A 12,585-nucleotide genomic window follows, 5' to 3' on the forward strand; every position below is an offset into this window, starting at 1 on the left:
ACTTAGCGACCGCGAACCGCTTGTTCCAGCTCGGCGAAGCTTGGACGGTGCGCCGGGTACAGAACCTTGCGCCCGAACTCGACCGCCAGCGACGGCGGCATGCCGGACGCCGAAGCCACCAGCGAGGCCTTGATGGCTTCGTAGACGTTGAGCTCTTCCTTGGCATCGTGGGCCAGGGAATGCGCCAGCGGACCGAAGAAACCGTACGCCGCGAGAATACCGAAGAAGGTACCGACCAGTGCCGCACCCACGTGCAGACCGATCGACGCCTGGTCACCCTCACCCAGCGAGGCCATGGTCACCACGATACCGAGTACCGCCGCAACGATACCGAAACCGGGCATGCCGTCGGCGATGCCGTTGACCGCGTGCGATGGGTGCTCGAGGTCTTCCTTGAGGCTGTACAGTTCCATGTCGAACAGGCCTTCCAGTTCGTGCGGAGCCATGTTGCCGGAGGACATGATGCGCAGGTAATCGCAGACGAACGCGGTCATGCGTTCATCCTTGAGCACCGCCGGGTACTTGGCGAAGATCGGGCTCGCGGCGGCATCTTCGATGTCGCCTTCGATCGCCATCATGCCTTCACGGCGGCTCTTGTTGAGGATTTCGTAGATCAGCCCGAGCACTTCCAGGTAGAAGGTGTGGGTGAAGCGCGAACCGAACATGCTCAGGGATTTCTTGAGCACGTGCATCGTCATGTAACCGGGGTTGGCCTGGAGAAATGCGCCGAGGGCCGCACCGCCGATGATCATCACCTCGAAGGGCTGGATCAGAGCGGCAATCTTGCCGTGGGAGAGCACGTATCCGCCGAGCACGCTCGCGAATACGACGATGATGCCGATAATTTTAGCCATAGGTAGAAGGTACTTGTTTAAGTCGGGTTCAAGGTCATATTCGGAAGTTAAAAAATCTCTTCTTCTACTTATCGGCAAAACTGCGCCAGACTATAGCCAGTTCAGGCGAAAAGCCAATTTAGCCCATGCCGGGCGCGTCTACAGTCAGTGAAGATCTCGTCCAGACATGGCTAATGAAACGAACATTCCATCGGTAATACCGACCACGCTCCAGGCTTGGGTCAAGCTGCTCGACAGCGTCCGCCTGCCCGTACCACAAGAGGCTCACGACAAAGTCTGCCGGGCGATCCGCGACAATCGCAGCTCGCTGCGCGACATCGCCGATCTGATGCAGGACAGCCCGGCGCTGGCCTTGAGCGTCATCCGTGAGGCGAATCGTCACACCCACGGCACCATGGCCGCGCCGGCGGAAAATCTTGAGGTGGCAATCAATCGCCTGGGCCTTGCCCGCACCGAAGAATTGCTCGCGCGCCTGCCCGCCGAACCGCACCGGCAAATCCCCAAGGGTTTGCGCCAATTGCAACTGATCAGCCAGCACGCGACACAACAGGCCAACGGTTTTTTTGCCAGTCGCCTCGCGCGGCTGTGGCAGGACATTCATTGGGGCAGCTTGCTGTTTTTGTCGCCGCTGTGGCCCTTGGCACTGACGTATCCGCAGTTGCTCGAGGAGTGGGAACTGCGCGTGATCCACAAGGGCGAGTCGGCACGTGTGGTCGAAAAGCAATTGTTCGGCGTGCGCCTGTTGAAGATCGCCGAGGCACTGGTCCACGCCTGGCATCTGCCGATCTGGGTCGAGCAAGGCTACAAATTGCTGCTCAGCGAACAACGCGAACTGGTCAAAGTGCTGCGCATCGCCCGCGACAGCGAGCACCCACTGCGCCAGCAGAATCGCCTCGACGATGACCCGACATTGCGCCGCTGGCTCAACCAGCCGGCGAATACCGTGCTGCTGGCCAATGGGCTGGCGCTGTCGGCGCAACAGGCCTGGGACAGTCCGCACAGCAAGCGCTGGCAGTACCTGACCAGCCTCTATCTGCAGATTTCCATGGACGAAGTGCAGCAACAGTTGCACCAGCAAGCGGCGAACAGCGCGCGTCAGCATGCGATGCCTGATTTATGGCACCCGGCGGTTTCGCTGATCTGGCCGTGGGGCACTCGTCGCTTGCCGGCCGGCATGCTCCCGGCCGCAGCGCCGAATGCGGATGACTTGGGCCAGTGGCGTCGGCAATGCGCCGAACTCCTCGCCGAGCCCAGCCGCTTCACCAATGCCATGAGCCTGACCGTCGCCGCCCGCGAGGCACTGGTGGCCAGCGGCATGCGCCGGGTGATGATTCTGATGGCCGACCGCACGCACTCGACCCTGCGCGTACACCAGACCGCCGGTTTGCCGAAGGATGCGGCGGCGCTGAGTTTTGTCGTCAGCCAGAGCAAAGTCCTGCAACGCCTGCTCGCTCAGCAGGCGCAGGTGCGGATCACGCCGGAGAACAACGCACAATTCTCGGCCTTGTTACCGGCGAGCCTGCGCACGCTGTTTCGTGGCGAACATCTGTTTCTGCGTTCATTGGTCAACAATGGTCGGGTGATCATGATCGTCGTTGCCGATCAGGGCGGCGGCCCCTTCGCCGACATCACTGTGCAAGCCTTCGGCAAAACCGCGCAGTGCATCGAAAAAGCCCTGCACAGCTTTAGCAGCCGTGGCCAATGAGCCTGCGCTACAATCCTCCCCTTTGTGCTCTGGAGACCTCACATGTCTGACTTCTCTGGCTTGCCGCTTGTCATCGAGCCGAGCGACCTGCTGCCGCGTCTGGAGTCCCCGGAACTGATCCTGGTGGACCTGACCAGCCCTGCCCGGTATGCCGAAGGTCACTTGCCCGGCGCACGTTTTGTCGACCCGAAACGCACCCAGCTCGGCCAGCCACCGGCCCCCGGGCTGATGCCGGCGAAGGCCGATCTGGAAGCGTTGTTTGGTGAGCTCGGTCATCGCAAAGACGCGGTCTACGTGGTGTATGACGATGAGGGCGGCGGCTGGGCCGGGCGCTTCATCTGGCTGCTCGATGTCATTGGCCACGACAAGTACCACTATATAGACGGTGGTCTGCCGGCCTGGCTGGCGGACGGTATGCCGATGTCGATTCAGGTGCCGGCCGCCGTCGGTGGCCCGGTCTCGCTGACCCTGCACGACGAACCGACCGCCACCCGCGAATACCTGCAAAGCCGTCTCGGCGCGGCCGATCTGGCGATCTGGGACGCGCGCGGGCCGCTGGAATATTCCGGCGAGAAAGTCCTCGCCGCCAAGGGTGGCCACATCCCCGGTGCGGTCAATTTCGAATGGACTGCCGGCATGGACCAGACGCGTCAGTTGCGTATCCGCAGCGACATGCCGCAGATCCTCGAAAACCTCGGGATCACCAAGGACAAGGAAATCATTACCCACTGCCAGACCCATCACCGGTCGGGCTTCACTTATCTGGTGGCCAAAGCCCTCGGTTATCCGCGGGTCAAGGGCTACGCCGGTTCCTGGGGCGAATGGGGCAACCACCCTGACACGCCAGTCGAGATTCAAGGTTTTTAAGGACAACTAATGAAAGAGCGTCTGTTTATCCTCAGCCAGTACCTGCTGCCGCATCACCTGCTGTCGCGTCTGGCCGGCTGCATCGCCGAATGCCGCGTGCGCTGGTTCAAGAATGCCTTCACCCAATGGTTTGCCAAGCGTTATCAAGTGGACATGTCGCAAGCGCTGGTCGAAGACCTGACCGCTTACGAGCACTTCAACGCCTTCTTCACCCGCGCCCTGAAAGACGGCGCGCGTCCATTGGACGAGACCCCGGGCGCGATCCTCAGCCCGGCCGACGGTGCGGTCAGCCAGCTCGGCCCGATCGAACACGGTCGTGTGTTCCAGGCCAAGGGCCACAGCTTCAGCGTGCTGGAGTTGCTCGGCGGGGATGCGGCCAACGCAGCGCCGTTCATGGGCGGCGACTTCGCTACCATTTACCTGTCGCCTAAGGACTATCACCGCGTGCACATGCCGCTGGCCGGCACCCTGCGCGAAATGGTCTACATCCCGGGCCGCATTTTTTCGGTGAACCAGACCACTGCCGAAAACGTCCCGGAGCTGTTCGCCCGCAACGAGCGCGTGGCGTGCATTTTCGATACAGAACGCGGGCCGATGGCCGTGGTGCTGGTCGGTGCGATGATTGTCGCTTCGATCGAAACCGTGTGGGCCGGTCTGGTCACGCCACCGAAGCGGGAGCTGAAAACCTTCCGCTACGACGAAGCCGCACGCGCACCGATTCATCTGGAAAAAGGCGCGGAACTTGGGCGCTTCAAGCTCGGTTCGACGGCGATCGTGCTGTTTGGCCCGGATCAGGTGAAGTGGGCCGAAGAGCTGGTGGCCGGTTCACCCGTGCAGATGGGCCAAGGCCTGGCACTGCCAAAAGCGTGACCCTGTTCGCGGAAGCAGCCGAGGCTGCTTCCGCAAACCGCGGCATTTGCTGCTATGGTTTTGCTCATGAGCCAGACCAACTTTTCTCCCAAGCTGCGCGCTCCGACTCCCACGCAAACGCGCCTGTCGTTCTGCGAGGCCAGCCCGCGCGACCTCAAGCGCTGGATCGCCGGCCTGCCCAAGGCCAACATCGGCGAAACCGCCCGCTTGCTGTATCAAGGCCTCGGCGAACTGAACCTGTTGCTCACCCCCAGCGACAATCGCCTGCAATTGCTTGAGCTGCTGCGGCCCGAGGTGTATTTCGTCTGCCAGCATCTGGAACGGCATTTTCTGCATCAGGCGATCATGCTCGACGAGCGTTCGCGCAAAGTCAGCAACCTGTGTCAGGCGCTGCAAGCTCAGTTGGCCATCGGCTATAAACAGGTTGTTCTGCGCATCCTGCCCAAATACAGCAAGGATCGCGCGACGTTGGTCGGCACCGCCTTGCAACGCGCCGCGCATGCCCTCAAGGCGCAACTGGTGCGCGCCACGCAGCTGTACAGTTCACCGCCGGAACACGTGTGGTTCGAATTGCATCAGCTGTATCGCAGCGCGGCGCAATTGCAGCTGCAACAACGGCGGCTGCGCGATGATCTGGCGTTTTTGACCAGCGAACTGAGCGTCGAACAGACCTACATCGCCGCGCTGCTATTGGGCAGTGCCCGTTGCAATCAATTGCGTCAAAGCCAGATTGCCCGGCTGGCCGAGGTGATCGAGCCGTGGAGCGCCCTGCTCAAACTGCATCCCGGCAGCGCCGACGACGGCTTGTTTGCGGTCAGTCCGGAACTCGATGTCGGCCCGCGCTACCGCAAGATGTTTCGCAGCGAACAACAGAACGGGCTGCTGGGCTTCGATCCGCAACCGCTGGTCAAACAGCTCGAAACGCACCTGCTGCACCAGTCCACCTCGACCCCGTTACCCGTTTCCGTCGGCCTCAGCGTCGACACCCTGCAACATCTGCACGCTACTTGGGGCCAAGCGGCCGAACGCAGCTTTCAACGCATCGCCGGCCAGGGCACGCTCACCGTGTGCGTTGGCATGAGCGCCCTGCACTTCTACCTCGGCGGCGAGCGCACTTTCAGCGAATTGCTCAAACATCCCGGTGCACGCGCGGCAAACTTCAGCAGCGTCGTGGCCAACGGCGAAAAGGACAGCTGGAGTCAGGCGTTCGACGCTGCCCCGCAAAGTAACGATGAGCTGTTGCCGTACGAGGAAATCCAGTACGACCAGTTGAGCGAAGAAGAAGGCCCGGGCAACGCGCCGAATTATCCGACTTACGCCTTGCCGGTGATCAACCATAGCCCCGGCGGCTATTGCCTGGCCTGGCCGAGCGAAGTACCGGCGGAGTTGCAGGCCGGGGAAATGCTCGGCATTCAGGACAGCGAGAGCAAAGGCTGGAGCATTGCGGTGATTCGCTGGATTCGCCAGGTGCGCGGCAGCGGCACACAGATGGGCATTGAACTGGTCGCGCCACACGCGCAGCCGTGCGGGCTGCAACTGGTTCGTTCCAAGGACGATCACAGCAATTATCTGCGAGGTTTGCTGTTGCCGGAAATCAGTGCGATCGATGTGCCGGCCACCGTGCTTGCGCCGCGCCTGCCGTTTCAGGAAGGCAACAAGGTGTTGATCAACACCCAGGGCGAAGAACACCGCGCCGGGCTGGATCGGCGGGTGGCGAGTACGCACAGCTTCAACCAGTTCGCCTATCGCTCGCTGGATCCTGCGCAGAATGGCGGGGGTGAGGAGGATTTTGATTCGTTGTGGAATTCGCTCTAGACCGAGGCGCGGCCTTCGCGAGCAGGCTCGCTCCCACACTGGAATGAGATTTCCTGTGGGAGCGAGCCTGCTCGCGAAGAGGCCAGATCAGCTTATGGAGATCTCAGAGCTGCCCGTCGCGATCCCGGAAGCCCAGCAGATACAACACGCCATCGAGCCCCAGCGTTGAGATCGCCTGCTTCGCCGACTGCTTGACCAACGGTTTGGCGCGGAACGCCACGCCCAGCCCGGCAATCGCCAGCATCGGCAAGTCGTTGGCGCCGTCGCCGACGGCAATGGTCTGCTCCAGACGCAGACCTTCCTTGTGCGCCAGCTCCTTGAGCAAGTCAGCCTTGCGCTGCGCATCGACAATCGGCTCGATCGCCACGCCGGTGCACTTGCCGTCGACCACTTCCAGCTCGTTGGCGAACACGTAGTCGATGCCCAGCCTCGCTTGCAGCTGCTTGGCGAAATAAGTGAAGCCGCCGGACAGGATGGCGGTTTTGTAGCCGAGGCGCTTGAGTTCGGCGAACAGGGTTTCGGCGCCTTCGGTCAGGCGCAGCGAGGCGCCGATCGAGTCGAGCACGCTGACGTCGAGGCCCTTGAGCAGCGCCAGACGCTCCTTGAAGCTGGCGCGGAAATCCAGTTCACCGGCCATGGCGCGCTCGGTGATTTCCGAAACCCGGTCACCCACGCCGGCCGCTTTGGCCAGCTCATCGATGACTTCCGCTTCGATCAGCGTCGAGTCCATGTCGAACACGGCCAGACGCCGGTTGCGACGGAACAGCGAGTCTTCCTGAAAGGCGATATCGACGTTCAATTCCTGGGCCACGCTGAGGAATTCGGCGCGCAAGGCCTGCGGATCGGCGGCTTCGCCGCGCACGGAAAACTCGATGCAGCCCTTGCCCTTGTCGGCCGGTGTGTCCAGTGGCATGCGCCCCGACAGACGGTCGATATGGTCGATATTCAAGCCATATTTGGCGGTGATGGCGCTGACCGCCTGCAACTGGCCGGCAGTGACCTTGCGCGTCAGCAAGGTGACGATATGGCGTTTCTTGCCCTGATTGCCCACCCACTGCTGGTAATCCTCTTCGGACACCGGGGTGAAACGCACTTGCTGATCCAGTTCGTAGCCCTTGAACAGGATGTCCTTGAGCACCGACTTGCCCTGTTCGGAATCGGGAATTTCAACCAGGATGCCGAACGACAGGGTGTCGTGGATCACCGCCTGACCGATGTCGAGAATGTTCACACCACCTTGTGCCAGAACACCGGTGATGGCCGCTGTCAGACCGGGACGGTCGACTCCCGTGATGTTAATCAGGACGATTTCGCGCAACGCGCACCCCCGCAACTGGAAAAAAACCGCATTCTACCCACTTTCAGTGACCATCGGGCACCGCGAGCGCTTTGCCGGTCTGGGGCCTGTCGCTATACTGCGCGTCAACTTCACGGACAAAGAGCCGAGCTCAAGTGAACCGGCCCACGCCAGTCAAAACCGATAACTTCTTCCTGCTGATCTTCCGTGCACTGCGCCATCGCCGTGTACCGATTGCATTGCGCATTGCCAGCCACAACGTGATCCTGGTCGCTCTGGCCCTGGTGATCTATGCCGGGGTGATGGGGCTGCAATTCAAGCAGGCCATGCACGAGCAGGCCGATGCGCTGGGCGAAAGCCTGACCACGCAGACCGCCACCTCCGCCACCGAGCTGCTGGTGTCCAACGACATCCTCAGCCTCAACGTGCTGCTCAACAACCTGACCAAGAACAAACTGGTCGCCCACGCGGCAATCTACAGTGTGGACAACCGCATCCTCGCCGAGTCCGGTCAGCGGCCAAAGCACAGCCTGCTGGGCGAAGCCGAGGGCATGTACGAGAGCAAGATCACTTTCCAGGACGTGACTGCCGGGCAACTGCGCATCAGCCTGGACATGGATCAGTTCCAGCAGCCGATGACCATCAGCCTGCAAAGCATGGGCATTCTGAGCGCAATTCTGCTGGCGCTGTCATTGGCTCTGAGTCTGCGCATGGGCCGCTATCTGTCGACGCCGTTGCTGCAATTGCGCGTGTGGCTGCGCCGCATCGACGCGCACACCCCGGGCATCGACCGCCAGGATGAAATCGGCGATCTGGCGCGCCAGCTGCATGCCAGCTACGCCCCGGAACCGGAGCCTGAGCCCGAACCCGAGCCGGAATTCGCCGAGGAAGAAGACGAGCCTGAATTCGAGGTGCGTAACCTGCGCGATCCGAGCTTCGACGAAAGCCGCCCGCTGGCCGCGAAGAAACCGGCACCGCGTCACCTGGTCAGCACCGTCGAAGACGATGATGACGATGACGCTTTCGCCGACCTGCGCGACGAATCGCTCAACGGCGCCGCCCAACCGCTGACGCGCAAACCGAGCCCTGACGTGCCACAGCACACCGCCGTACTGGCCGTGCAATTGGGATCGCAGGAACAATTGCGTCGTTTGCCTCGCGCACGTCTGGAAGAATTGCAGGAACGCTATCGCGACTGCCTCGAGCAGGCCGCGTCGCTGTATCAGGGCGAAATCGAAACCCTCAACGATGGCAGCACGCTGTTGCTGTTCCACACCGAAGACTGCGGCGACGATTACCTGACCAATGCCATCTGCTGCGGCGAACTGCTGCGTGCACTCGGCCACCAATTGCAGATCGAGGTCGCGGACAGCGGCATCACCCTGCAATTGCAGCTGGGCCTGACCTTGGGCGATGAGTTGTTCGGTCTGAGCCAGATTGATCTGCTGCTGACCGATTCGGCTCAGGATGCACTGGCCTTGTCGCAACACAGCCGCAATCTGCTGCTGGTCGAGCGCAAGATCAGCGATGACACCTTGATCCGCCAGCGTGCGCGGATCCGGCCGATCGCCAGCCCTGAAGGCGCTTGCTGTGTGGAGCGGTTGATGGAGCCATATCCGTCGATGCTCGAACGGCAACTGGCGCGGATGCATGAGCGCCGGGCGTAAGGCTTAGGCCCGATACGCAAAAGCCCGCAGACAATTAATTGTCTGCGGGCTTTTTTGTGCGCGGTGTTATTGGATTCGAGAGCATCCCTGAAAAGCCCCTCACCCTAGCCCTCTCCCAGAGGGAGAGGGAACAGATTGGGGGATATTCGAGAGTTACATCGACATGCACGTTTGGCTGTGAATCCATAATCGCCAAGATCTCTCAGGTCGACGTAAGACGCCCGACACCTCAGTCGGTCCCCTCTCCCTCCGGGAGAGGGCTAGGGTGAGGGGCTTTTGATCTTCCACCTCACCTCCAGACATAACAAAGCCCGCACAAGGCGGGCTCTGTTCTGACGCGTTCCAGCCTCAGAAGCGAAACACTTCCATATCGGTACGAATAGGCGAGGCCATCGGAATCTTTGGCTGCTTCTCGGCATCCGCCGCCGGCGCTGCGGGTTTCGGCGCGGCTTTACGCGGTGCCTCGGCCACGGGCGGCTGGTTGGCCAGTGGCTTGAGCGCCACCGACAACTGCTCGGCCAGACGCTGCAACAGAACCCCTTGTGCCTGCACCTGGGACGCGGTGCTGCCGGCGTGCGTTTCCTGCAGGTGAATGATGCGGTTATCGCGCACCTTGCCGCGACGATCGATCAAACGCCATTGCGCATCGAGAATCGCCGGTTGTTTCGCCCCGGAATCCAGACGGGTGATGGTCAGCAGAACCTGCACATCCGGCGTGAATCCGGCAGTAGCAGGCGCCAGCACCACACGCTGACTGTCCAGGTGACCAGCCACCTGACGCATCAGCAGTTGATCGATATCCGACGAAAGGCTGCCAGCCCAACGACCGTCGGTCGCCGCTTGCAGGCTGCCGTCGGGTTGACGTTGCAGCAGGGTTTCGCGTTGCAGGTAATCGGCAACAACTACCGGCCCCAGCAAAACTGCCATGCCTGCGCTTTGCGCAGGCTGAACCGGACTTCCGCTGTCCAGTTGGTACAGCGACACCGGCTGGTGAACGCTGCAACCCGCCAGGCCAAGAACGCCGGCGAGCAACAAAATAAGGGGGCGTAGAGCAGTCATCATCCCGTCCAGGTGGCCGCCACAAGGCTGACCACAGTGAAAATACTCAATAAATATGAAGAACGCTCGGCCACGCCGGCGCTTGAAAGGCCATATCATCCGTGAATATGCGTTCCGACTCCAGCGCCAAAGCGTCGATCTACGCGTTTAATCGCAGATCGAACGCTCTAGTAAGGCGTTCTCGCCTAATTGAGGTTTTCGACGAGCAGCGCATCCACTCTCTGGAAGCCCCGCGGAAGTTTGTTTCCGCGCCGTCCACGCTCACCTTTATAGTGCTCGAGGTCGTCGGCTTTCAGCGACAGGGTCCGTTTGCCAGCCTGCAATACCAGGGTGGCGCCTTCCGGCAGGACGGCGATGTCCGTGACATATTCTTCGCGACTGGCCACGCGTTCACCGGATATACCGATGATCTTGTTGCCTTTGCCCTTACCTAATTGTGGCAGATCGCTGATTTTGAAGATCAGCAGGCGACCTTCGGTCGTGACCGAGGCCAGCCAGTTCTGCTCACGATCGGCCACAGGGCGCGGCGCGATGACCTTGGCGTTGTTCGGCAGGCTCAACAGGGCCTTGCCGGCCTTGTTCTTCGCTTGCAGATCTTCGCCTTTGACCACGAAGCCGTAACCGGCATCGGACGCAATCACGTACAGCGCATCGTCTTCGGGCATCAGCACGCATTCGAACGAAGCGCCCGGTGGCGGCGTCAGACGGCCGGTCAAGGGTTCGCCCTGGCCACGGGCCGACGGCAAGGTATGCGCGGCGACCGAGTAGCTGCGACCGGTGGAATCGATGAACACGGCAAACTGGTTGGAGCGCCCCGCCGCCGAGGTCTTGAAGCCATCGCCGGCCTTGTACGACAGACCGGTAGCGTCGATGTCATGGCCCTTGGCCGAACGCACCCAGCCTTTTTCCGACAGCACGACAGTGACTTTCTCGTTCGGCAGCAGATCGTGCTCGCTCAACGCCTTGGCTTCGGCGCGCTCGACGATTGGCGAACGGCGGTCGTCGCCGTAGGTTTCGGCGTCTTTGAGCAGCTCGGTGCGCACCAGTTTCTTCAGCTTCGCTTCGCTGCCCAGCAGGGCTTGCAGCTTGGCTTGTTCCTTGAGCAGTTCGTCCTGCTCGTCGCGCAGCTTCATCTCTTCCAGTCGCGCCAACTGACGCAAGCGGGTGTCGAGGATGTAGTCGGCCTGAATCTCGCTGAGGGCGAAACGCTCAATGAGCTTGGCTTTCGGATGCTCCTCGGTACGGATGATGTGAATTACTTCATCCAGGTTGAGGTAGGCGATCAGCAAACCGTCCAACAGGTGCAGGCGACGCTCGACCTTGTCGAGGCGGAATTGCAGGCGGCGACGCACGGTCAGCACGCGGAATTCCAGCCATTCGACCAGCAGCGCACGGAGGTTTTTCAGCTGCGGCTTGCCGTCCAGACCGATGATGTTGACGTTGACCCGGTAGGTCGACTCCAGCTCGGTGCTGGCGAACAGGTGCTGCATCAGCGCGTCGTGATCAACGCGGCTGTTGACCGGGATGATCACGATGCGGCACGGGTTTTCGTGGTCAGATTCGTCACGCAGATCGGCGATCTGCGGCGCTTTCGACGGTTTGGCCTGCATCAGCGCGGCGATCTGCTCCAGCACCTTGGCGCCGGAGACCTGATGCGGCAGCGCGGTGACGATGATGTCGCCATCCTCGACGTGGTACACGGCGCGCATACGCACCGAGCCCTTGCCGGTTTCGTACATCTTCAGCAGGTCGGCACGCGGCGTGATGATTTCCGCTTCGGTCGGATAATCCGGACCCTGAATGTGTTCGCAGAGCTGTTCGACCGTGGCTTTCGGCTCATCGAGCAAGCGCACGCAGGCGGTGGCGACTTCGCGCAGGTTGTGCGGCGGTACGTCGGTGGCCATGCCCACGGCGATACCGGTGGTGCCGTTGAGCAGAATGTTTGGCAGGCGCGCCGGTAATACCAGCGGTTCCTGAAGGGTGCCGTCGAAGTTCGGCCCCCAGTCAGCGGTGCCCTGGCCCAGTTCGCTGAGCAGCACTTCGGAATAGCGCGACAGCCGCGCTTCGGTGTAACGCATGGCCGCGAAGGACTTCGGATCGTCCGGCGCACCCCAGTTGCCCTGGCCGTCGACCAGCGTGTAGCGATAGCTGAACGGCTGCGCCATCAGCACCATCGCTTCGTAGCACGCCGAATCGCCGTGGGGGTGGAACTTGCCGAGCACGTCACCGACGGTACGCGCCGATTTCTTGTGCTTGGAATCGGCGTCCAGCCCCAGTTCGCTCATGGCGTAGACGATACGCCGCTGTACCGGCTTCAGGCCGTCGCCGATATGCGGCAAGGCGCGGTCCATGATCACGTACATGGAGTAGTTGAGGTAGGCATTTTCGGTGAAGTCAGCCAGCGATCGGCGTTCTACACCGTCCAGGCTGAGATCAAGGGAGTCGCTCATG

At 61.5% G+C, this 12,585-nt stretch carries 9 protein-coding genes; 5 read left to right on the forward strand and 4 right to left on the reverse strand.

Annotated elements, in window-relative coordinates:
• Positions 1 to 2: 2 nt before the first annotated feature.
• Entirely contained in the window at positions 3 to 854 is an 852-nt protein-coding gene (motA, locus tag AB4N48_RS21885) for a flagellar motor stator protein MotA (RefSeq protein ID WP_024011357.1), read from the reverse strand.
• 166 nt (positions 855 to 1,020) lie between these two features.
• On the opposite strand from motA, the gene AB4N48_RS21890 reads away from it, so the two are divergent.
• The 4 genes from AB4N48_RS21890 to AB4N48_RS21905 all read left to right on the forward strand — a co-directional run bounded on the left by AB4N48_RS21890 (position 1,021) and on the right by AB4N48_RS21905 (position 6,111).
• The gene (locus AB4N48_RS21890) at positions 1,021 to 2,559 is read left to right on the forward strand and encodes an HDOD domain-containing protein (RefSeq protein WP_150638291.1); all 1,539 of its coding nucleotides are present in this window, start codon (positions 1,021 to 1,023) and stop codon (positions 2,557 to 2,559) included.
• A 42-nt stretch (positions 2,560 to 2,601) separates the two neighbouring features.
• A complete protein-coding gene (gene rhdA / locus AB4N48_RS21895) occupies positions 2,602 to 3,426 on the forward strand; it encodes a thiosulfate sulfurtransferase (RefSeq protein ID WP_110602719.1) in 825 nt (274 codons plus the stop codon).
• 9 nt (positions 3,427 to 3,435) lie between these two features.
• Positions 3,436 to 4,296 (forward strand): archaetidylserine decarboxylase, encoded by an 861-nt coding sequence (gene asd / locus AB4N48_RS21900; RefSeq protein WP_024011354.1) that lies wholly within the window; start codon positions 3,436 to 3,438, stop codon positions 4,294 to 4,296.
• Positions 4,297 to 4,362: 66 nt separating this feature from the next.
• Positions 4,363 to 6,111, forward strand: a complete 1,749-nt coding sequence (locus AB4N48_RS21905) for a molecular chaperone (RefSeq protein WP_150638295.1) — start codon at positions 4,363 to 4,365, stop codon at positions 6,109 to 6,111.
• A gap of 103 nt (positions 6,112 to 6,214) precedes the next feature.
• Here the strand turns inward: AB4N48_RS21905 and serB are convergent, their stop codons facing one another.
• Positions 6,215 to 7,429: a phosphoserine phosphatase SerB gene (gene serB / locus AB4N48_RS21910; RefSeq protein ID WP_041477650.1), complete on the reverse strand. Its 1,215-nt coding sequence runs from the start codon at positions 7,427 to 7,429 to the stop codon at positions 6,215 to 6,217.
• Between the two features lie 134 nt (positions 7,430 to 7,563).
• Here serB and AB4N48_RS21915 point away from each other — a divergent pair, with 134 nt between their 5' ends.
• The gene (locus AB4N48_RS21915; RefSeq protein WP_095180973.1) at positions 7,564 to 9,075 is read left to right on the forward strand and encodes an AhpA/YtjB family protein; all 1,512 of its coding nucleotides are present in this window, start codon (positions 7,564 to 7,566) and stop codon (positions 9,073 to 9,075) included.
• Between the two features lie 348 nt (positions 9,076 to 9,423).
• Here the strand turns inward: AB4N48_RS21915 and AB4N48_RS21920 are convergent, their stop codons facing one another.
• Both AB4N48_RS21920 and parC read right to left on the reverse strand, forming a co-directional pair.
• Positions 9,424 to 10,134 carry a PqiC family protein gene (locus AB4N48_RS21920; protein WP_024011350.1) on the reverse strand — a complete coding sequence of 237 codons (711 nt, stop codon included), beginning with the start codon at positions 10,132 to 10,134 and terminating at the stop codon, positions 9,424 to 9,426.
• Positions 10,135 to 10,319: 185 nt separating this feature from the next.
• On the reverse strand, positions 10,320 to 12,584 hold the full coding sequence (gene parC / locus AB4N48_RS21925; protein WP_197891739.1) for a DNA topoisomerase IV subunit A: 2,265 nt from the start codon (positions 12,582 to 12,584) through the stop codon (positions 10,320 to 10,322).
• Position 12,585 lies beyond the last annotated feature (1 nt).

The organism is Pseudomonas sp. S2_C11 (genome assembly GCF_054668395.1).

Bases quoted from the DNA above. Each gene is read 5' to 3' on its own strand.
- parC (WP_197891739.1), bottom strand. From the start codon at position 12,584: ATGAGCGACTCCCTTGATCTCAGCCTGGACGGTGTAGAACGCCGATCG.
- AB4N48_RS21905 (WP_150638295.1), top strand. From the start codon at position 4,363: ATGAGCCAGACCAACTTTTCTCCCAAGCTGCGCGCTCCGACTCCCACG.
- rhdA (WP_110602719.1), top strand. From the start codon at position 2,602: ATGTCTGACTTCTCTGGCTTGCCGCTTGTCATCGAGCCGAGCGACCTG.
- AB4N48_RS21890 (WP_150638291.1), top strand. From the start codon at position 1,021: ATGGCTAATGAAACGAACATTCCATCGGTAATACCGACCACGCTCCAG.
- motA (WP_024011357.1), bottom strand. From the start codon at position 854: ATGGCTAAAATTATCGGCATCATCGTCGTATTCGCGAGCGTGCTCGGC.
- AB4N48_RS21920 (WP_024011350.1), bottom strand. From the start codon at position 10,134: ATGACTGCTCTACGCCCCCTTATTTTGTTGCTCGCCGGCGTTCTTGGC.
- asd (WP_024011354.1), top strand. From the start codon at position 3,436: ATGAAAGAGCGTCTGTTTATCCTCAGCCAGTACCTGCTGCCGCATCAC.